General features: G+C 60.1%; 21 protein-coding genes. 18 read left to right on the top strand and 3 right to left on the bottom strand.

The features are described 5' to 3' along the window. Positions 1-34 precede the first annotated feature (34 nt). Genes pyrH through OGM60_05815 form a run of 8 tightly spaced genes read left to right on the top strand, consistent with a single transcriptional unit; the run spans position 35 to position 8,360 of the window. Complete coding sequence (gene pyrH / locus OGM60_05850; GenBank protein UYI98425.1) at positions 35-757, top strand: UMP kinase; 723 nt, start codon at positions 35-37, stop codon at positions 755-757. A gap of 2 nt (positions 758-759) precedes the next feature. Beyond that, entirely contained in the window at positions 760-1,296 is a 537-nt protein-coding gene (gene frr, locus OGM60_05845; protein UYI98424.1) for a ribosome recycling factor, read from the top strand. 1 nt (position 1,297) lies between these two features. Continuing rightward, a complete protein-coding gene (locus OGM60_05840; GenBank protein UYI98423.1) occupies positions 1,298-2,092 on the top strand; it encodes an isoprenyl transferase in 795 nt (264 codons plus the stop codon). A gap of 2 nt (positions 2,093-2,094) precedes the next feature. After that, positions 2,095-2,970, top strand: a complete 876-nt coding sequence (locus OGM60_05835; protein ID UYI98422.1) for a phosphatidate cytidylyltransferase — start codon at positions 2,095-2,097, stop codon at positions 2,968-2,970. Further along, on the top strand, positions 2,970-4,157 hold the full coding sequence (dxr, locus tag OGM60_05830) for a 1-deoxy-D-xylulose-5-phosphate reductoisomerase (protein ID UYI98421.1): 1,188 nt from the start codon (positions 2,970-2,972) through the stop codon (positions 4,155-4,157). The genes OGM60_05835 and dxr overlap by 1 nt, the downstream gene beginning before the upstream one ends. Positions 4,158-4,180: 23 nt before the next feature. Beyond that, the gene (locus tag OGM60_05825; protein UYI98420.1) at positions 4,181-5,542 is read left to right on the top strand and encodes a M50 family metallopeptidase; all 1,362 of its coding nucleotides are present in this window, start codon (positions 4,181-4,183) and stop codon (positions 5,540-5,542) included. Between the two features lie 13 nt (positions 5,543-5,555). Next, positions 5,556-6,638, top strand: coding sequence for a flavodoxin-dependent (E)-4-hydroxy-3-methylbut-2-enyl-diphosphate synthase (gene ispG / locus OGM60_05820; protein UYI98419.1), 1,083 nt, complete (start codon positions 5,556-5,558; stop codon positions 6,636-6,638). Further along, the gene (locus OGM60_05815; protein UYI98418.1) at positions 6,639-8,360 is read left to right on the top strand and encodes a proline--tRNA ligase; all 1,722 of its coding nucleotides are present in this window, start codon (positions 6,639-6,641) and stop codon (positions 8,358-8,360) included. 178 nt (positions 8,361-8,538) lie between these two features. Here the strand turns inward: OGM60_05815 and OGM60_05810 are convergent, their stop codons facing one another. From OGM60_05810 to rpmB, 3 genes are all read right to left on the bottom strand, one after another. After that, on the bottom strand, positions 8,539-9,303 hold the full coding sequence (locus OGM60_05810) for an aminoglycoside phosphotransferase family protein (GenBank protein UYI98417.1): 765 nt from the start codon (positions 9,301-9,303) through the stop codon (positions 8,539-8,541). 88 nt (positions 9,304-9,391) lie between these two features. Further along, positions 9,392-12,040 carry a bifunctional acetaldehyde-CoA/alcohol dehydrogenase gene (adhE, locus tag OGM60_05805; GenBank protein UYI98416.1) on the bottom strand — a complete coding sequence of 883 codons (2,649 nt, stop codon included), beginning with the start codon at positions 12,038-12,040 and terminating at the stop codon, positions 9,392-9,394. A gap of 311 nt (positions 12,041-12,351) precedes the next feature. After that, positions 12,352-12,540 carry a 50S ribosomal protein L28 gene (rpmB, locus tag OGM60_05800; GenBank protein ID UYI98415.1) on the bottom strand — a complete coding sequence of 63 codons (189 nt, stop codon included), beginning with the start codon at positions 12,538-12,540 and terminating at the stop codon, positions 12,352-12,354. A 452-nt stretch (positions 12,541-12,992) separates the two neighbouring features. Here rpmB and pyrR point away from each other — a divergent pair, with 452 nt between their 5' ends. The 10 genes from pyrR to thiI all read left to right on the top strand — a co-directional run bounded on the left by pyrR (position 12,993) and on the right by thiI (position 20,967). Beyond that, complete coding sequence (gene pyrR, locus OGM60_05795) at positions 12,993-13,577, top strand: bifunctional pyr operon transcriptional regulator/uracil phosphoribosyltransferase PyrR (protein UYI98414.1); 585 nt, start codon at positions 12,993-12,995, stop codon at positions 13,575-13,577. A 4-nt stretch (positions 13,578-13,581) separates the two neighbouring features. Beyond that, complete coding sequence (locus OGM60_05790; protein ID UYI98413.1) at positions 13,582-14,526, top strand: aspartate carbamoyltransferase catalytic subunit; 945 nt, start codon at positions 13,582-13,584, stop codon at positions 14,524-14,526. Beyond that, complete coding sequence (locus OGM60_05785) at positions 14,510-15,799, top strand: dihydroorotase (GenBank protein ID UYI98412.1); 1,290 nt, start codon at positions 14,510-14,512, stop codon at positions 15,797-15,799. Before OGM60_05790 ends, OGM60_05785 begins: the two co-directional genes overlap by 17 nt. Before the next feature lie 116 nt (positions 15,800-15,915). Continuing rightward, positions 15,916-16,683: a dihydroorotate dehydrogenase electron transfer subunit gene (locus tag OGM60_05780; protein ID UYJ00162.1), complete on the top strand. Its 768-nt coding sequence runs from the start codon at positions 15,916-15,918 to the stop codon at positions 16,681-16,683. Between the two features lie 14 nt (positions 16,684-16,697). After that, entirely contained in the window at positions 16,698-17,606 is a 909-nt protein-coding gene (locus OGM60_05775) for a dihydroorotate dehydrogenase (protein UYJ00161.1), read from the top strand. After that, positions 17,600-18,316: an orotidine-5'-phosphate decarboxylase gene (gene pyrF / locus OGM60_05770; GenBank protein UYI98411.1), complete on the top strand. Its 717-nt coding sequence runs from the start codon at positions 17,600-17,602 to the stop codon at positions 18,314-18,316. Before OGM60_05775 ends, pyrF begins: the two co-directional genes overlap by 7 nt. 240 nt (positions 18,317-18,556) lie before the next feature. Continuing rightward, positions 18,557-18,865 (top strand): integration host factor, encoded by a 309-nt coding sequence (locus OGM60_05765; GenBank protein ID UYI98410.1) that lies wholly within the window; start codon positions 18,557-18,559, stop codon positions 18,863-18,865. Then, positions 18,866-19,435, top strand: coding sequence for a guanylate kinase (gmk, locus tag OGM60_05760; GenBank protein UYI98409.1), 570 nt, complete (start codon positions 18,866-18,868; stop codon positions 19,433-19,435). It begins immediately after the preceding gene. Between the two features lie 5 nt (positions 19,436-19,440). Continuing rightward, entirely contained in the window at positions 19,441-19,722 is a 282-nt protein-coding gene (locus OGM60_05755) for a DNA-directed RNA polymerase subunit omega (GenBank protein ID UYI98408.1), read from the top strand. Next, positions 19,723-20,967 (top strand): tRNA 4-thiouridine(8) synthase ThiI, encoded by a 1,245-nt coding sequence (gene thiI / locus OGM60_05750; GenBank protein ID UYI98407.1) that lies wholly within the window; start codon positions 19,723-19,725, stop codon positions 20,965-20,967. The last annotated feature ends 236 nt before the right edge of the window (positions 20,968-21,203 follow it).

The raw sequence follows: 21,203 nt of genomic DNA, 5'->3' as shown, positions 1-21,203 counted from the left end.
ATCATATTGAGAGTCTAATTAAAGGAGGATCGCTTTGTCCGACATCCGATATAAACGCGTGCTTCTGAAGCTTTCCGGCGAAGCACTGATGGGCGACGGCCAATATGGCATCGACCCCAAGATTACCGATCATCTTGCCAAGCAGGTCAAGGAGCTGCTCGCCGTTGGCCATGAGGTCGGCGTCGTTGTCGGCGGCGGCAACATTTTCCGCGGCATGGCCGGCGCTGCCGGTGGCATGGAGCGCGCCCAGGCCGACTACATGGGCATGCTGGCAACCGTTATGAACGCGCTTGCCCTGCAGGATGCCTTCGAGCACAACGATGTTCCCTGCCGTGTGATGAGCGCTATCCAGATGAACGAGATCTGCGAGCCCTATATTCGCCGTCGCGCCATCAACCACCTTTCCAAGGGCAACGTCGTTATTTTTGCCGCCGGTTCGGGCAATCCGTACTTTACGACCGACACCGCCGCGGCTCTTCGTGCCTGCGAGATCGGTGCCGAGATTCTGATTAAGGCCACCAAGGTTGACGGCATCTACGACAAGGATCCCGTCAAGTGCGCCGATGCCGTCCGTTTTGACAAGATTACCTATCACGAGGTTCTCGTCCGCGGTCTGCAGGTTATGGATTCTACGGCTACGGCACTGTGCCAGGATAACCGTATGCCGATTTTGGTCCTCAACATCGATGGCGAGGACACCGTCAAGCGCGCGCTTTCGGGTGAGCCCGTCGGCACGCTCGTCTATCAGGAGGATTAAGCATGGCAGAGAACATCACCGTCCACATGGACAAGTCGCTCGAGTCCCTCAAGCACAACTTCTCCAAGGTTCGCACGGGCCGCGCCAACGCTAACATTCTGTCCGACATATCGGTCGATTACTACGGTGTTCCCACGCCGGTTACCCAGGTTGCTGCCGTTAAGACCCCCGAGGCTCACATGCTGCTCATCGAGCCCTGGGACAAGGCGCTCGTCAACGCCATTGTGAAGGCCATCAGCGCTTCCGATCTGGGCATTACTCCCAACTCTGACGGTACCGTCGTACGCCTGCCGTTCCCGGCTCCCACCGAGGAGCGTCGTCGCGAGCTCGTCAAGGAGTGCCGCGAGTATGCCGAGCAGGCCAAGGTTTCCATCCGCAACATCCGTCGTGACTTTAACAACAAGCTCGAGCGCGACGAAGAGCTCACCGAGGACGATGTCCGTCGCGAGCAGGCCAAGGTCCAGAAGCATACCGATGAGTATGTTGCCAAGGTCGAGGAGCTTCTGAAGGAAAAAGAAGCCGAGGTCATGGAGATCTAAGGTGCAATACGACGAGAACAAACTGGTCGAGTACTTTGCCGACGCCCCTGCGGGCGTCGGTTTTTCCGACCTTGACCTCAATAAGATCCCGCATCATATTTCGTGCATCATGGACGGTAACGGTCGTTGGGCCACGGCGCGCGGTCTTGCCCGCACCGAGGGTCACAAAGCCGGTATCGTTTCCCTGCGCGAGATCATTACCGCATGCGTGCGCTTGGGTGTCGACGTCCTTTCGGCCTATGCGTTTTCCACCGAAAACTGGAATCGTCCGCAGCACGAGGTCAACGTTTTGATGCATTTGTTTGCCAAGACGTTTATCGATGAGCTGCCGCTGCTTAAGCGTGAAAACGTTCGCGTTGTCTTTTTGGGCGATATTTCCGCACTGCCTAAGAAGACCCGCGATGTCTTTGAGCGAGGTCTTGCCGAGTGTGCCGACCACACCGGCATGACGTTGGCGCTTGCCGTCAACTACGGCGCTCGTGCCGAGATCACCCGTGCTGCCCGTCAGATCGCGCTCGATGCCGCCGCCGGAAAGATTGATCCCGCCGCTATCGACGATGATATGGTTGCTTCGCACCTGTACACCGCTGGGCTGCCCGATCCGGAGCTTGTGATTCGAACCTCCGGCGAGCTTCGCCTTTCGAACTATCTGCTGTGGCAGGTTGCCTATTCCGAGTTTTATATCACCGATACCTATTGGCCCGACTTTGATCGTTGGGGTCTTGTCAACGCCATTTTGGCCTATCAGGGCCGCGACCGTAGGTTTGGTGGACTGAGCAAGACCGAGGAGGCTTAATCGTGTCCGATCGTCCCAAGGCGTCTGCTCCCAAGGCGCCTGCCGCCAAAAACGGCGCGGCTGCGACTTCGTGGCTGGCCGGCTTTATTACCCGTGCCGCTGCAGGTATCGTCTACGCCGTTGTATTTATTCTCTGCCTGGTTTTGGGTATCGTTCCCACCGCCATCTTCGTCTCCGTCATGAGCGGCCTGTGCTGCTTTGAGTTTTTCCGCATGACGAAGCTCGATGGCAAGGTGGCCAACGAGCGCCTGGGTATCGCTGCCGCCGTGCTCTTTCCGCTCTCGGCGCTGGGCGACTCGCTGTTGTTGAATGCCCTGCTTTTTGCTCTGATGCTTGCGGTGGGCATTTGGTATGTCTGTTCGTCGCGTACCCGCATATCCGATGTAGCTGTGACGCTCATGGGTCCTATCTACACCGGTTTTATGCTGTCGGCCATCGTACTGCTGCGCGATGCCGTGCCCGGTTTTGCCGGTGCCCTGCTTTCGGTGGGCGTTTGCGCGTCTCTCTGGGTCTCCGATTCGTTTGCCTACATCGTGGGCAGCCGTATCGGCAAGCACAAGATGGTTCCCAAGATTTCTCCCAAAAAGAGCTGGGAGGGCTTTTTCGGCGGCATCTTGGGCTCGATTCTCATCTGGCTCATTTTGTGGGCAACGCATTTCTATAAGCTGAGCTTGCCCTATGCACTGCTGTGCGGCGTGGTCGTGTCCATCTTGGGCGTTATCGGCGACCTCATCGAGTCGCGCATCAAGCGCGGCGTGGGCGTCAAGGATTCCGGCAATCTGATTCCGGGCCATGGCGGCATGCTCGACCGTAGCGACTCGCTTATCTTTGGCTGCATTACCGCGCAGTTGCTTTTGATGATCGGAGGCGTGCTGTAATGGCTTTTCAGACGACGTGCGGCCCCGACGGGCGTCTGCGGGTTGCAATTTTGGGTTGTACGGGCTCTATCGGCACGCAGGCACTCGATGTATGCCGTCAGCATGTCGATCGACTGCAGGTGACGGCACTGTCCGTTAACTCCAGCACCTCGGAGCTCGTTGCGTTTGCCCGTGAGTTTTCGGTTCCGGCTGTTGCCGTGGCCGATGTTGCCCATGGTGCGGACGCTGTACTGCAGGAGTTGCCCGAGGGCACCGAGCTCGGTGTTGGTGCGCAGGCGGTTTGCGAGCTCGCACGTCGCGATGACGTCGACTGTGTCCTTGTTGCTATTGTGGGCGCTGCCGGGCTCGAAGCGAGCCATGCTGCCCTGACCTCGAACAAGCGTCTTGCACTTGCTAACAAAGAGTCCCTCGTTGTCGGCGGCGATCTGCTGATGCCGTTGGCGCAGCCGGGTCAGCTCATTCCGGTCGACTCTGAGCACTCCGCCATCTACCAGTGCTATCTGGGGGAGAATCCGCGCGAGGCCCACTGCATTTGGCTCACTTGTTCGGGCGGTCCGTTCTTTGGCCGTTCGCGCGAGGACCTCGACCACGTGACCCGCAATGACGCCTTGGCGCATCCCACGTGGGCCATGGGGGCAAAGATCACCATCGACTCCGCCACCCTTATGAACAAGGGCCTGGAGCGTATCGAGGCGATGCATCTGTTCGGTTGCGACCTCGACTTTATCAACGTGGTCGTTCAGCGTCAGTCCAAGATTCACTCTATGGTCGAGTTTGCCGACGGCTCCGTGATGGCACACCTTGGCGCCTCCGATATGCGCATTCCCATTCAGTTTGCCTTCTCGTATCCCGAGCGTTGGGATACTCCGGCGCCTCGAATCGATTTTCGTGAGTTGGGGCAGCTTACCTTCGACGCGGCCGATATGGAAACGTTCCGTTGCCTCGCGCTTGCCGAGCGTGCGGGCAAAACGGGCGGCACCATGCCGTGCGTGCTGAATGCCGCCAACGAAGTTGCCGTCGATGCCTTCCTGCACGATGCCTGCACCTTTACCGATATCGACCGTATCGTCGAGTCGTGCATGGACGCACACGATACACAGGCGGTCGCATCGTTTGAGCAGCTTCGCGATATCGACTCGTGGGCTCGTGCCAAGGCCGCCGAGGTGCTTGCTGCAACCCGCTCTTAATCGTAAGGATTGCTTTTCGTTTTATGGATACTGTTCTGAGTGTTCTCTCCTCGGTCTTTTGGGGTCTTTTGATGCTATCCGTCCTCGTGTTTCTGCACGAGGGCGGCCACTTTTTAGCGGCTCGTGCGTGCGGTGTGCGCGTCACCGAGTTTTTCTTGGGCCTGCCGTGCCGCTTTGACATTCATCGTACGTCGCGTCGCATTGGTACCAAGTTTGGTGTGACGCCGCTGCTGCTGGGTGGTTATGCCGCTATCTGCGGTATGGACCCGACCGATGTCTCGTGCGCCGACCGTGTGCTTGCGGCGATCTATCGTCATGGTCGCGTTTCGGTTGCAGACCTTTCCGTCGAGCTGGAGCTCCCCGAGGAGGATGTTCTCGAGGCTTGTGTCTTGCTTTTGGGCTGGGGTTCCATTGCGCCTTGGTACGAGGAAGGGGAGAAGCCTTCACCTAGCTACTATCCGGTCAGGTACCAGACGCTGCCGCGCGACGCTGCAGGATATACCACTTTTGACGGCCGCAGGTTTGATCGAGAGCATGCAACTGCCGAGGGAGATGTGTGGGAGCCCCCGGTCGCCGCTTCGGAGTTTCTTGAGCAGGAGCGTTCACATACCTATCTGGGCCAAGGTTTTCTCAAACGTGCCTTTATGCTGCTCGCTGGCATTCTCGTCAATATTCTGACGGGCTTTTTGCTGCTTATGAGCATCTACTCTATCGCCGGCGTTTCGGTGCCGGTCGATAGCAACGTGATCGGTCAGGTCGAAGAAGGCTCGATAGCAGCCAATGCAGGTATCGAGGCCGGCGACGCAATTCTTTCGGTCGACGGCGTGTCCTGCTCTTCCTGGATGGACGTGTACGATGCGATCGGAGCGGCCGCCGGAAAGGACGATATCGCCATTGAGTATCAGCGCGACGGCAAGAAACTTTCGACCTCGGTTGCGCTCAAGAAGGACGAGCGTTTGGGCGTTTACGCCTCTACGCAGGTGGTCCATTTGGACCCTATCACCTCGGCGCGCCTGTCGTTCTCCTATGTTCAGCAGACTGCTGAGGGCGTTATGCGTCTGCTGCAGCCGCAGCATACGATGGAGATACTCGATCAGTCCAGCTCGATTGTTGGCATCAGCGTCATGTCCTCTCAGGCGGCGGCAGCCGGCCCCGCGACGTTCTTGACATTTGCCGCGCTCATCTCGTTCTCGCTGGGCTTTATGAACCTGCTGCCCATTCCGCCGCTCGACGGGGGAAAGCTGGTTATCGAGATCATCCAAAAGGTCGCCGGTCGCGAGCTGCCGCTGAAGGTGCAGACGATCGTCAGCTATGTCGGCATCGTGCTCTTTGCGCTGCTGTTTGTCTATATGCTTCGTTCCGACGTCCTTCGATTTATTTTGTAGGGGAGTGTTTGGATTGTCTTTATCCCATCCTTTGCCGCGCGAGCTGACGCGCCCCGTGTTTGTGGGCGACGTGCAGATAGGCGGCGGCGCTCCGGTGGTGGTTCAGTCCATGACCTGCACCGATACCGCCGACGCGCAGGCAACGCTTGCACAAGTTCGTGCACTCGCCCAGGCGGGTTGTGATGTTGTGCGCGTGAGCGTGCCCACTGAGGCTGCGCTCGAGGGCTTTCGCACGATTTGTGCGGAGTCTCCGGTGCCGATCGTTGCCGATATCCACTTTAACCATAAACTCGCCATTGGCGCCGTTAAGGCCGGTGCCGCTAAGCTCCGCATCAATCCCGGCAACATTGGCGATTGGGCTAAGGTCGATGCCGTGATCGATGCCGCGGGCGCCGCTGGGTGCGCGATTCGCATTGGCGTGAACGCCGGCTCGCTTGAGCAGGATATCGCCGAGCGCGATGACCTTACGCAGCCCGAAAAGCTTGTGATGTCGAGCGAGCGTTTTGTCAAACATTTTGAGGATCGCGGCTTTACCAATATCGTGCTTTCCGCCAAGGCTCATAGCGTGTCCACGACGCTTGACACCTATCGTGCCCTGTCGCGCGAAATCCCCCATGTTCCGCTTCATTTGGGCGTGACTGAGGCCGGAACCAAGCTCCAGGGCACCATTAAGAGCTCTGTGGGCCTGGGAATTTTGCTTTCCGAGGGCATTGGCGACACCATGCGCGTCTCGCTCACGGCCGATCCGGTCGAGGAACCGCCGGTCGCCTGGGGTATTCTGCAGTCGCTCGGCCTTCGCCGCCGTGGTCCCGAGATCGTCTCGTGCCCCACGTGCGCTCGCTGCCAGGTTAACCTCATTCCTATCGCCGAGGAGGTCACCGAGCGGCTTAAGAACTACTCCGCGCCGCTTTCGATTGCCGTGATGGGCTGTGCAGTCAATGGCCCCGGCGAGGCCTCTGACGCCGACTTGGGTGTTGCCTGCGGGCGAGGTCAGGGCCTGCTCTTTTCGCACGGCCAGATCATTGGTAAAGTAGCTGAGGACCAAATTGTCGACGCGCTAATGGCCGAGGTCGACAAGCTTATTGAGGAGAAATAAATGACTCGAGCAATGTATATGTCTAAGCTTTATGCTCCGACGCTCAAAGAGGATCCGGCCGACGCCGAGCTTGCGAGCCATCGCCTGCTGCTTCGTGCCGGCATGATTCGCAAGGAGGCCGCCGGTCTCTATTCCTATCTGCCGCTTGCTTGGCGCTCGATTCGCAAGATCGAGAACATCGTGCGCGACGAGATGGACGCTGCCGGCGCCCAGGAGCTCATGATGCCCATCATGGTCGATGCCGAGCTGTGGCGCGAGTCCGGCCGTATCGATGCCTATGGCAAGGAGCTCGTGCGCTTTGATGACCGCCACGGACGCGAGTTCGTGCTTGGTCCCACGCACGAGGAGACCGTGACTGCTCTGGTGCGCAACGAGCTGCGTTCCTACAAGCAGCTGCCGGTGAATCTCTATCACATCCAGGATAAATTCCGCGACGAGTTCCGTCCCCGCTTTGGCCTGATGCGCGGCCGCGAGTTCATCATGAAGGACGCCTACAGCTTCTCTGCCACGCAGGAGAGTCTGCAGGAGGAGTACGACAAGATGAAGCAGGCCTACGCCAACATCTGCGAGCGCTGCTATATCAAGGCCCTGCCCGTTGTTGCCGACTCCGGTGAGATCGGCGGCGATACCTCCGTCGAGTACATGGCGCTGGCCGACGCCGGTGAGGCTTCGCTGGTCTACTGCGACGATTGCGGCTTTGCTGCCGATGACGAGGCGGCAAGCACCAAGGTCGTTGTGACCGAGGGCCCCGGTGACGGCACACTCACCAAGGTCGAGACTCCGGGCATGGGCACCATCGAGGCTGTTGCCAAGTTCTTCGGCTTCCCCGAGAACGGTACGCGCAAGTCCCTGGCTCTCATCGACGCCGAGGGCAAGCCTGTTGTGGCCATCGTTCCGGGCGATCATGAGCTCAACGATTGCAAGGCCGAGCACGTCTTTGGCAAGGGTTATCGCATGATGACCGACGAGGAGCTCCTGACCTACGGTCTGCACAAGGGCTTTATCGGACCGGTTAACCTGCCCGAGGGCATCCGTCTAGTGTGCGACGAGAGTCTGCGCGAGTCCAAGCAATGGGCCTGTGGTGCTAACGAGGTCGATTATCACTTTACCGGTGCCTGCCCCGAGCGCGACTTTACCGTCGACGAGTGGGCCGATCTGGTCACCGTCGTCGCCGGCGACCCCTGCCCGCACTGCGGCAAGCCGCTCTCTGCTGCTCGCGGCATCGAGGTCTCCCAGGTGTTCCAGCTGGGCACCAAGTACTCCGAGGCCATGGGTGCCACCTTTATGGACGAGGATGGCAAGGAGAAGCCGCTCATCATGGGTTGCTACGGCGTGGGCGTGTCTCGCTCGCTCGCTGCCGTCGTGGAGCAGCATAACGACGAGCACGGTATCGTCTGGCCGGTCTCCGTTGCCCCGTACGAGGTCGCGGTGATTCCGCTCGATCCCAAGAAGGAGGAGTGCGCTACCGTTTGCGATCAAATCGTCGAAGGTCTGTGCGCCGAGGGTATCGAGGTCGTCGTCGACGATCGCGATGAGCGTCCTGGCTTTAAGTTTGCCGACAACGACCTTATGGGCTTCCCGTATCAGGTAGTGCTCGGCAAGCGTGGTCTTAAGAACGGCACCGTCGAGCTTAAGGACCGTGCTACGGGCGAGCGCGAGGATGTGGCGATTGATGAGGTCGTCGCCAAGGTCGTCGAGCTTGTGAAGGCAGCACGTCGTTAATCGACATTTCTGCTAGTAGATGTAATTGCAGGACTGCTCCGTATCTCTCTTAGGATGAGATACGGAGCAGTCTATTTTGTTGCGTGAATAAGCTCGACGGGTAAAGGAAAACCCCACAGCCCATGTGAGCTGCGGGGTTTTCCTTTGTGCCTCCGATGCGAAATGAATCGCTCAGATATTACTGATAATCGACGACATCGATCCAGTTCTTAAGGAACTCATCGTTCACGTTGCGCTTACGAGCGAGCTCGGAAGCGGCGACGATGCTCGTCCACTGACGCACGACCTGCATGGGCATGTCGGCGCGGTCGCAGTAGAGCTCCAGGTAGGCCTCAGCCTGGTCCTTGCTGTTGAGGGCAAAGAGCAGGTAGGTGGTGGCAACGTCGGCAGCAGGGGAGCCCTGGGTGGCATGTGCCCAGTCGCAGACGTACAGCTGGCCGTCGTCGCCGACGATGACGTTGGAGGGGTTGAAGTCGCCGTGGCAGACCTTGAACTCCTTGGTCATGCCGTCCAGACGCTCCTGAAGGTTGTAGCGCGTGGTGGCATTGAGCTGATCGAGGCTGTCGATCATGCGGGCGAACTTATCGCGCTGACGGTTGAGCAGCGGGGAGGTGTAGCCGTGGATCTCGATCTGGAGGTCGACGAACATCTCGAGGTACTCACCAAAGCGCTGGGGCTCGGCAGTCATCTTCTCGGCAAGGGTGGTGCCCGGAACCTTCTCGGTCACGAGAGCCCAGCCGTTGGCGTTCTCGAGCTGAGAAACCTCGAGAGCCTTGGGGCTGCGGATGCCGCACTCATTGATGCGGGCAAGATTCAAAGCCTCGTTGAACACGTCGGAGACGGGCTTGGTCTCGTTAAAGACCTTGACGATCTTGTCGCCCAGGTCGTAAACGACCTTGTTGCCGCGACGGACGAGCTCGGTCTTGGAATCGGGGAGCAGCATGATTGCATCCTTTCAACGATGCGATAGAAGCAACGGCGGGGGCGTGCGTACACCCGTGCACCCCCGCCGCAAATAACCGTGCTAAAAACTAGCAGACGGCGTAGTCCTGGGGCTCGCGGCCGTAGTAGGCGTCCAGGTAGAGCTCCTTGATCTCGCTCATGAGCGGGTAGCGCGGGTTAGCGCCGGTGCACTGGTCGTTGAATGCCTGCTCGGTCATCTCGTCGAGGGTGTCGAGGAAGTACTGCTCGTCAACACCGTAGTCGGCGATGGTCTTCTTGACACCGATGAAGTCCTTGAGCTCCTCGAGCTTCGTGATGAAGTTCTCGAAGACCTCCTTGTCGTCCTTGCCCTCGATGCCGCAGTACTTGGCCATCTCGGCGTAGTTGTGCAGCGCGTTGGGGTAAGGATACTGGGAGAAGGTACCCATCTTGACGGGAGCCTCGGCGGCGTTGTAGCGCATAACGCGGGTCAGGATGACGGCGTTTGCGAGGCCGTGGGGCAGGTGATGGAAAGCGCCGAGCTTGTGGGCCATGGAGTGGTTGAGGCCCAGGAAGGCGTTGGCGAAGGCCATACCGGCCATGCAGGAGGCGTTGTGCATCTCCTCGCGGGCATGCGGGTCCTTGGCACCGTTCGTGAAGCTGGAGGGCAGGTTCTCGAAGACGAGCTTAGCAGCGCGCTCGGAGAGGCCCTTGGTGTAGTCGGAAGCCATGATGGAGACGTAGGACTCGATGGCGTGGGTCATGACGTCGATGCCGGAGGCAGCGGTCAGGCCGCGCGGGGCGGTCATGCAGTTGTCGGCGTCGACGATAGCCATGTTGGGGAGCAGCGCGTAGTCGGCGAGCGGCCACTTGATGCCGGTCTCCTTGTCGGTGATGATGGCGAACGGCGTGCACTCGGAGCCGGTACCCGAAGAGGTCGGGACGGCGACGAAGTAGGCCTTCTTGCCCATCTCGGGGAAGGTGAAGATACGCTTGCGGATGTCCATGAAGTCCATGGCCATGTCCTCAAACTTGCACTCGGGGTGCTCGTACATCATCCACATGATCTTGCCGGCGTCCATAGCGGAGCCACCGCCGACGGCGATGATGACGTCCGGCTCAAAGAGAGCCATCTGCTTGGCGCCGCGACGTGCGCACTGCAGCGACGGATCGGGCTCGACGTCGTAGAAGCAGTCGTGGGCGATGCCCATCTCGTCGAGCTTGGCCTCGATGGCGCGGGTGTTGCCATTCTTGAAGAGGAACTGGTCGGTGACGATGAAGGCGCGCTTCTTGCCCATGACGGTACCGAGCTCGTCGAGGGCGACGGGCGTGGAACCCTTCTTGAAGTAGACCTTCTCGGGAGCGCGGAACCACAGCATGTTCTCACGGCGCTCGGCCACAGTCTTAACGTTGATCAAGTGCTTCACCCCAACGTTCTCGGAGACGGAGTTGCCGCCCCAGGAGCCGCAGCCCAGGGTCAGAGACGGCTTCATGCCAAAGTTGTACAGGTCACCGATGCCGCCGTGCGAAGACGGGGTGTTGATGACGATACGGCAGGCCTTCATGACGTGCTCGAACAGGCTGATCTTCTCGGCCTGGGCGGGGTGCACGTACAGAGAGGCGGTGTGGCCCGGGCCACCGGCGAGCACCAGGTGCTCGGCCTTGTCGACGGCCTCCTGGAAGTCCTTGGCGTGGTACATGGCCAGGACCGGGGAGAGCTTCTCGTGGGAGAACTCCTCCTTGGCGGGGTCGGTAGAGGTGACCTCGGCGATCAGGATCTTGGTCTTGGCGGGAACCTCGATGCCGGCGAGCTCGGCGATCTTGGCGGCAGCCATGCCGGGGATGCGGTGATCGAGAGCGCCGTTCTTGAACATGGCGGCACGCAGGGCCTCCATCTCGGCACCCTGCTTGACGAAGTAGCAGCCGCGCTTCTGGAACTCGGCCTTGACCTGGTCATAGATGGTGTCGATGACGGTCACGGACTGCTCGGAAGCGCAGATCATGCCGTTGTCGAAGGTCTTGGAGTGGATGATGGAGTTGACGGCGAGCAGCACGTCGGCGGTGTCGTCGATGACGACCGGGGTGTTACCGGCGCCAACGCCCAGGGCGGGCTTGCCCGAGGAGTAAGCGGCCTTGACCATGCCCGGGCCACCGGTGGCGAGGATGATGTCGACGTCGCGCATGACCATGTTGGTCAGCTCGATGGAGGGGACATCGACCCAGCCGATGATGCCCTCGGGGGCACCGGCCTTGACGGCGGCGTCAAGCACGAGCTTGGCGGCGGCGATGGTGCACTTGGCGGCAGCCGGGTGCGGGGAGATGATGATGGCGTTGCGGGTCTTCAGGCTGATCAGCGTCTTGAAGATCGCGGTAGAAGTGGGGTTGGTCGTCGGGATGACGGCGCCCACGATGCCGATGGGCTCGGCGATCTTGGTGATGCCGTAAGCCTCGTCGCGCTCCAGGACACCACAGGTCTTGGTGTTCTTGTAAGCGTTGTAGATGTACTCTGCGGCGTAGTGGTTCTTGATGACCTTGTCCTCAAGAACGCCGCGGCCGGTCTCCTCGATGGCCATCTTCGCCAACGGGATACGAGCCTTGTTGGCAGCCATGGCGGCCTCATAGAAGATCTTGTCGACCTGCTCCTGCGTGTACGTAGCAAAAAGCGCCTGGGCCTCTCGCATCTGAGCGAGCTTAGCCTCAAGCGCCTCTACGTTGTCCACAATTGCGGGAGTAGTGTTTTCCGGTGACTTTTTCACCATTTGTGTCTCCTTGCGATCGGAGATTTACCCTACGTCTTGCATGATAGCAAGAAATTAATCGGCGAACGGTCAGATTCCTCTAAAAGGCACACTAAAACGCTTCAATATACTGAAGCGTTTTAACTAAACTATCCTATAGCATCGCCCCACTCATTGGGGACAGGCTTACATGAGTGCTTTCACTCATGTAAGCCTGTCCCCAATGAGTGCAAAAAGGCGCCCTCCGTAGGGGAGAGCGCCTTTGGTAAGTTCTATGTGAACGCGAGGTCTTTGACCCGGAGAGTCCGAGGTACTTGTTGGTAAGACCTTATTTAGGAGCGCGCAACCTTGCCGGACTTGAGGCAGGTGGAGCAAACGTTCATCTTGCGACGGTGACCATCGACGACGACGTAGACGCGCTGGATGTTGGGGCGGAACTTACGGTTGGTGACGCGGTGAGAGTGGCTGATGGAGCGACCGGCAACGGGGTGCTTACCGCAAACTTCGCAAACTTTGGACATAACTGACCCTCCTTGGGCGACAAACGAACATGTCGCGTTAACAAACAAGCCTGAACTATAGCACAGAAGCAGCTCCCTGTGCGTAATCTACACAGAGATATTTCTCTTTTGGCGATAGTGCCCACGCCACGGCCCTGGACGTAGATCCGATTTGCGTGCAGCAGAGGGGATTATGCCAGCTCGTGTGTGCGTTTTCAAGCTCGTCCCATAAATATATATAGGTTTATTGAGCATTGGGCTCCGTTTACGGAATGCTCTGTATTTATGCTCGCAATTCAGCTTGAGGTTGGCTACACTATCCCATGACCATTAAAGGAGTACGAGATACCCACATGGAATTACATAGCTGCCAAAGAGCAGCCCTTCCTGTGGGTGTCTGGTTCCGCTTTGAGCGGTCGGGCATCTATTTTTTTGACTGTGTCAGCAGTCAAGACATGTGAGGAAGGAGATCGATGGGCACGACTTCCCCCAAGGCGGTCATTATGGACGAGACCGCCGTCAATCGAGCGATGACCCGCATCGCGCACGAGATTCTCGAGCGCAACGAGGGCTGTGAAGACCTCGCTCTGGTCGGCATCGTCACGCGCGGCGACCTTCTGGCAAAGAAGCTCGCCGAGGAGATCAAGGAGATCGAGGGCGTCGACGTTCCGCTCGGCAGCCTCGACATCAGCTTCTACCGCGATGACTACGCTACCAATTTCGCTCCCGCGATCCACGCCACCAACATTCCCTTTAGCGTCGACGGCAAGCGCGTCGTGCTGGTGGACGACATCCTGTATACGGGCCGTACCATTCGCGCCGCTCTCGACGCCGTCATGGACTTGGGCCGTCCGAGCCGTATTGAGCTGGCAGTCCTCGTTGACCGCGGCCACCGCGAGCTCCCCATCTCGCCGGACTTTGTCGGCAAGAACGTTCCCTCGTCGCATGAGGAGAACGTGCACCTATATATGAAGGAAGTCGACGGCCACACCGCCGTCGAGATTAACGACGTCGCGCCGGGTTCCCACGTGGGCTCCGCGCCGCTGGGAGGTGAGTAGTACCGTGGCGTTCAACCATAAGCACCTGATCGACATTACCGAGTACTCCGAAGAGGACATTAAGCTCATCCTCGAGACCGCCAAGGCGTTCTCCGAGGTCAACGAGCGTGCGATCAAGAAGGTCCCCACGCTCAAGGGCAAGACCATCGTCAACATGTTCAACGAGCCCTCGACGCGCACCCGCAGCTCCTTCGAGCTCGCCGAGAAGCGTCTTTCGGCCGACAGTCTTAACTTTGGCGGCTCCTCGACCTCCACGGTCAAGGGTGAGAGCCTCGTCGACACCGTCGAGACCCTCAACGCCTATAAGATCGACTGCATCGTCGTTCGCGATAAGCACGCCGGTGCTCCCTACATCGTCACGCAGAACTCGCCCGCAAGCGTCATCTGCGCCGGTGACGGCAAGCACAACCATCCCACGCAGGCCTTGCTCGACCTGTACACCATCTGGGAGCACAAGGGTGACTTCCACGGTCTGAAGGTCGCCGTCGTCGGCGATATCGCCCACTCCCGCGTGTGCGGCTCGCTGATCCCCGCCCTTAAGATCATGGGCTGCGAGACCTACGCCGTCGCCCCCGGCACGCTGCTGCCGCCGGCGCCCGAGGTCCTGGGCTGCGACCACGTGACGAGCGACCTCGATTCCGTCCTGCCCGAGCTGGACGTCGTCTACATGCTGCGCGTGCAGCAGGAGCGCCTCGAGGGTGCCCCGTTCCCGACCATTCGCGAGTACCACAAGCTCTTCGGCCTGACCAAGGACCGCGAGAAGCTCATGAAGCCCGATGCGATCATCTGCCACCCGGGCCCCATCAACCGCGGCGTTGAGTTCGACTCCTATATGGCCGACCACCCGCAACGCTCCGTCATCCTGGAGCAGGTCTACGCCGGTATCTGCGTGCGTATGGCTATCCTGTATCTGCTGCTTGGAGGTGCCGATAATGGCCTTGCTTCTTAAGAATGCCCACGTCGTCGACCCGTCCGTCGAGCTTGACGGTGTCGTTGACGTCCTGATTGACGGCGACAAGATCGCCGAGGTCGGCGAGAATCTCGCCGTCGAGGGAGCCGAGGTCCGCGACCTTTCCGGCAAGTACCTCGTCCCTGGCCTGGTGGATATGCACGTTCACCTTCGCGAGCCCGGCTATGAGGTCAAAGAGGACATCGAGAGCGGTACCCGCGCAGCTGCCAAGGGCGGCTTCACCGGCGTGTGCGCCATGCCCAACACCGATCCCGTCACCGATAACGGCACCGTCGTGGAGTTCGTCAAGTCCCGCGCTGCCGAGGTCGGTCACTGCCGCGTCTATCCGTCGGGCGCCATGACCCGCGGCCTTAAGGGCGAGGCTATGTCCGAGATGGGTGATATGGTCGCCCACGGCGCCGTCGCCTTTACCGACGACGGTCGCGGCGTACAGGGCGCGGGCATGCTCCGTCGCTGCATGGACTACGGCAAGATGTTCGGCAAGGTCTTTATGAGCCACTGCCAGGACGAGGACCTGGTCGGCCACGGCCAGATCAACGAGGGCAAGGTTTCGACCCGTCTGGCCCTCGAGGGCTGGCCGGCTGCCGGCGAGGAGCTCCAGATCGCTCGCGACATCGAGATTGCTAAGCTGACCGGTGCCAAGCTGCACATCCAGCACATCTCCACCGCCCATGGCCTGGAAATCGTGCGCGCCGGTAAGGCCGCTGGCGTTCGGGTTACCTGCGAGGCTACCCCGCACCACATGTTCCTGACCGAGAACGACCTGGACGAGACCTACAACACCTCGCTCAAGGTCAATCCGCCGCTGCGCACCGACGAGGACGCCGAGGCCATCCGTCAGGGTGTCATCGACGGTACCGTCGACGTTATCGTCACCGATCACGCTCCGCACACTCCGTGGGAGAAGGCCCGCGAGTTCGAGCTCGCACCCTTTGGCATGATTGGCCTCGAGACCTCGCTGTCGCTCGTGCTCACCGAGCTGGTCAACACGGGCAAGATGAGCGTGGGTCGCATGGTCGAGCTCATGGCCATCAAGCCGCGTGAGATCCTGGGCCTCGACCAGGTTCAGGTCAAGGCGGGCTCCGTTGCCGACCTGACCGTGTTCGACCCCACCGTAACCTGGACGGTTGGCGAGGACGGCTACGAGTCGCGTGCCGAGAACTCCGGTTTCGCCGGCCGCACGCTTACCGGTCGTGCCACCGATGTGTTTGTCGGCGGTAAGCAGACGCTCGCCGACGGCTGCATCTGCTAGCATAGCCTTATCGCTTTTGTGCGCGGTGCCCTTGCGGTGCCGCGCTTTCTGTTCGTTTTGACCATGCAACCGCATGGGGGATTGGAGCGTCTATGCCCACACCTTCCACTGCACGCATGCACGACTTCGAGGTCGTATCGAACCAGGAGATCGCCGACGGCATCTTCTCGCTCGTCATCTCGGCCCCCAAGCTTGCAAGTGCGCTCAAGCCCGGTCAGTTTGTGAACATTGCCGTGCCCGGCGATGCGTCCTCGCTGCTTCGCGTGCCCCTGAGCTTCTATCGCGCCGACGCCCAGGCCGGCACCGTCGAGCTGTGGTACGCCGTCGTGGGCGACGACACCCGTCGTCTGTCGCAGATGGCCCCCGGTTCCACCTCTAATCTGCTGGGCCCTGGCGGCCGCGGCTGGCTTGTGCCCGAGGGCACCAGGAAGGCACTACTCGTTGCGGGCGGCATCGGTGTTCCGCCCGTGCTGTGCCTTGCCGGTAAGCTTGCCGAGCAGGGTGTGGCCGTTGACGTGTGCCTGGGCTTTTGCACTGCGTCCAAGGCCGTGGGCATCGATGAGTTCCGCGCGCTGGGCGCTACAGTTAACGTGTGCACCGATGATGGCACGCTGGGCACGCACGGTTTTTGCACCGACCCGGCAGCTGAGCTGCTCGGCGAGGGCGGCTACGACTATGTGGCCAGCTGTGGCCCCGCTGTCATGATGAAGAAGGTCGCCGCCGCTGCCGCCGAGGCCGGTGCGTACTGCGAGGTGTCGCTTGAGCGCATGATGAGCTGTGGCTTTGGCGCCTGCAACACCTGCAATGTCGAGACGGTCGACGGTATGAAGGGCGCCTGCATGTGCGGCCCCGTGTTCGATGCTTCCAAGGTGGTGGTCTTCTAGTGGGTACCGTGAACATGGCCGTCGATTTCGGCGGCGTCAAGATGCAGAACCCCATCAACACCGCAGCCGGTACCTTTGGCTACGGTTGGCAGTTCCAGAACTTCTTTGATGTCTCCCAGCTGGGCGCCATCACCACCAAGGGTTGTGCTGCCGAGCCCTGGCCCGGCAACCCCGCGCCCCGCATGGCCGAGATCCCGGGCGGCATGATCAATTCCGTGGGCCTTCAGAACCCCGGTGTGGCCGCCTTTGCCCGTGAGTCCGGCCCGTGGCTCGAACAGCTTTCCAAGGACGGCTGCCAGGTCATCTGCCAGGTCGCCGGCCACTCCGTTGACGAGTTTGTGCGCGCGCTCGAGATGTATGTCGAGCTGTGCCCCTGGGCTGCCGGCTACGAGATCAACGTGAGCTGCCCCAATATCGCCGCCGGCGGTGCCGCCATGGGTTCCTCGCCCGAGGGCGCCTCTGCCGTTATGGCTGCTTGCCGCAAGGTAACCGATAAGCCGCTGTTCGTAAAGATGGCTCCGGTCAACGTTGCCGAGATTGCCAAGGCTCTCGAGGCCGCTGGCGCCGACGGACTTTCAGTCATCAACTCCATCCAGGGCATGGCCATCGATGTTCATACTCGCAAGTCCCGCGTGGCCAAGCCCAAGGGTGGCCTTTCGGGCCCGCTGTGCCACCACATCGCCGTGCGCATGGTCTGGGAGGTCGCCCAGGCTGTCGATATCCCCATCAATGGCGTCGGCGGCGTCATGACAGGTGAGGACGCGGCCGAGTTTATCCTGGCCGGTGCCACCTGCGTATCGGTCGGCATGGCCAACTTCGTCGATCCGTGCGCTTCGATTAAGATTGCGCGCGAGCTCGAGGCCTGGGCCGAGTCCCAGGGCGTGAAGGACATCAACGAGCTGGTAGGTGCTTTCGAATGCTAGAGACCGATGCCCGCGACCGCGTTATCGTCGCTCTCGACTGCGACCGTGAGCGTGCGTTCGAGCTCGCCCACGAGCTTTCTGGTCATGCCGCCTGGCTTAAGGTCGGCATGACGCTCTATTACGCTGAGGGCCCCGAGATCGTCAAGACGTTCAAGGACCTGGGCTTTAAGGTCTTCCTCGACCTCAAGTTCCATGACATTCCGCATCAGGTGCGCGGTGCCGCCCGTTCGGCCTCGCTTGCCGGTGCCGACCTGCTCTCGGTCCATGGCTTGGGTTCTGGTGCCATGCTCGCTGCGTGCCGTGAGGGTGCCGAGGAGGCGCGCGAGGACCGCGCCAAACTCGTTGCCATTACCGTGCTCACGAGCATGAACCAGGAGTCGCTGGCCGAGATTGGCGTCGATTCGCCCGTGGCCGAGGAGGCCGCCCGCCTGGCAAAGCTTGCCCAGGCCAACGGCATCGACGGCATCGTGTGCTCGCCGATGGAGGCCCATGACATGCGTGAGCTGCTCGGTCCCGACGCGCTGATCGTGACTCCGGGCGTGCGTCCGGTGGGCGCCGCCTTGGGCGATCAATCCCGCGTGGCGACGCCCTCCCAGGCTATCGAGCGCGGTGCGAGCCACATCGTGGTTGGCCGACCCATCACCGGTGCCGACGACCCGGTTGCCGCCTTTGACGCTATCGTTGCCGAGCTGGTCGAAAACGTCGCCTAAAAGATTCCCTCAAGTCACCACTTTTAGGTCTCATTAGCACAAATTAGCCCCTGTTCCTGCGAAAACTTTCCCATCCTTTGTGTGGAATCGCAGGTCAGGGGCTCAACTTTGACCTCCGTATATTGCACTTTTCGCAGGTATCGTCTAACCTATGATGCCGTCGATTGGGCATTTAGTGCGTTTGACGTGCTAAAATGCCAATTATTGCATCAGATATAACCCAACTATTTGGAGGTTCGAATGGCACTCCCTCAGCTTACCGACGAGCAGCGCAAGCAGGCTCTTGAGAAGGCTGCCGCCGCACGTCACGCCCGCGCTGAGCTTCGCGAGCAGATCAAGAAGGGCGAGAAGTCCCTCGAGTCCGTGCTCAACTCCGATGACCCCATCGCTTCCCGCATGAAGGTTTCCACCCTCATCGAGTCTCTCCCCGGTTATGGCAAGGCTAAGGCCGCCAAGATCATGGAGGAGCTCGGCATCTCCGCTACCCGTCGCGTCCAGGGCCTCGGCGTCCGTCAGCGCGAGCAGCTCCTCGAGCAGCTGACCAAATAAGTGAGCGCTCAGGATTCAAAGCTCTTTGTGATTTCTGGACCGTCAGGTGCAGGCAAGGGCACGCTCGTCACTCGTGTGCGCGAGCGTCGCTCGAACCTGGGCCTGACGGTTTCGGCTACCACGCGAGCACCACGCAAAGGTGAGGTCGACGGCGTCAACTACTTTTTCCTGACGCGCGAGGAGTTCGACCGCCGCGTGGCAAACGGTGAGTTTGTTGAGTGGGCCGAGGTCCACGGCAACTGCTACGGCACGTTGGTGAGCGAGGTCACATCCAAGCTCGCCTCTGGCTCGTCTCTGATCTTGGAGATCGATGTCCAGGGAGCCCTGCAGGTCAAGGAGCGTTTCCCCGAGGCCGTGCTGATTTTTATCAAGCCTCCTTCGCTCGAGGTGCTTCGCGATCGCCTGGTCGGTCGCGGTACCGAGACGCCCGAGACGATCGAGCTGCGTATGGCAAACGCCGCCGATGAACTTGCCCTTGCCGACCGCTACGACGACGTCGTGGTGAATGACGATCTCGACCGCGCGACCGATGAGCTCGTTCGCGTTCTCGATATGCATGAAAGGATCTGAGGTCCGTGTCCGTTGTAAAGCCTTGCATTGACGATCTTCTGGAGAAGACCGATCACAACCGCTTCCTGCTCGCCTCGCTTGCCTCCAAGCGCGCCTGCGACATTAACAGCATGCTGCGTGGTCAGCACAACCGCGTGCTCGCCGTCCAGGATGTCGACGACATCACCATTGCACTCTCCGGTGCCGATACCATCTCGATGGCTATGGACGAGATTGTCGACGGCGATATCTCCTACGACGAGGCCCGTTACGAGAAGGCGCTCGGCCACAAGGTCGCTGAAGCCTAAATGGCAGCTCGCGTCTGCCTGGTCCACTATCACGAGGTTGGACTGAAGGGCAAGAACCGCGCACATTTTGAGCATATCCTCATGGATAACATCAAGGCGGCCTTGGCCGCCTTTTCCGTGAATGCCGTGTCTCGAATTTCCGGTTATATCCTCGTGACCTTTAACGAGCATCAGGCCGACGAGGCGGCGCGCGTCATTCGCACCGTCCCCGGCGTTGCCCGCGTGTCCCTGGCATATCACACGAACCGCGACCCGCAGGAATACTGCGCCGCCGCCGTGAAGGCGCTGCGCGAATTTGGTCCCTTCGAGTCGTTTAAGGTGCATGCCAAGCGCTCTAACACCGACTACGAGCTCACCTCGATTGATATCAATCGACAGGTCGGCGAGGTACTGTGCGAGGCGTTTCCCGATAAAAAGGTCCAGATGCACGATCCCGACGCGATGGTGCACGTGCTGGTGGTCCAGGGTAGCGTCTATGTGTATGCGCGCTCTGAGCGCGGCGTGGGTGGTCTTCCGGTGGGGTCTGCCGGCAAGGTTGTGACGCTGCTTTCCTCGGGTATCGATTCGCCGGTGGCGACCTGGATGCTCGCGCGTCGCGGCGCGGTGTGCGTGCCGGTACATTTCTCCGGTCGTCCTCAGACGCCCGATACGAGCGAGTATTTGGTGCAGGACATCATCCGTGCGCTTGAGCCGGGTGTCCAGATCGGCCGCCTGTACGTGGTGCCGTTTGGCGATTGCCAGCGTGAGATCTCGGTGACCTGCCCCAGCAACCTGCGGGTGATCATGTATCGCCGCATTATGTATTCGGTTGCTGAGCGCATTGCGCATATCGAGGGCGCCAAGGCTATCGTGACCGGCGAATCGCTCGGTCAGGTTGCATCCCAGACGCTCGAGAACATTATGGCCGTCAACGAGGCCGTCAAGATCCCCGTGTTCCGCCCGCTGATCGGTTCGGACAAGCAGGAGATCATTGCACGCGCTGAGGAGATCGGTACGTTCGGTATCTCGACCGAGGCTGCTCCCGACTGCTGCACGCTGTTTATGCCGCGTCGTCCCGAGACACACGCCAAACTCGATGCCGTGCACGAGGCCTGGGAGCTGTTCGACCACGAGGAGATGATCGAGCGCCTGCTTAAGCAGACCGAGTACATCGACTTCTCCAGCAACACGTATAAGGCCCCTAAGACCTTAAAACGCAAACATTCCGAGCTCGCTCCACGTGAGATTTACCAAGATCACGAATAATGTTGTGTATAGACCGGCGGTGATTTTGCATCGTCGGTCTTTTTCTATCTGGACTTTTGGCGATAAACGGTTCATTTATCGACGTGTGCCTGAATTAATGGACATTTTTTCGCAAGGTTTTGGTCAGCTTTTGGTTTGACCGTGATAGCCGGTGTGGGCATGTGGAGGCTGCAGCGCTCGTTTCCTGACACGATGGTGTTGGGAGGTGTTTGCTATGGCGCAGCGCGAGCAACACG

The sequence above is a fragment of the Coriobacteriaceae bacterium genome (assembly GCA_025757745.1).
In the GTDB taxonomy this organism is placed as follows: domain Bacteria; phylum Actinomycetota; class Coriobacteriia; order Coriobacteriales; family Coriobacteriaceae; genus Collinsella.
This window is presented reverse-complemented; position numbering and strand designations above follow the sequence as displayed.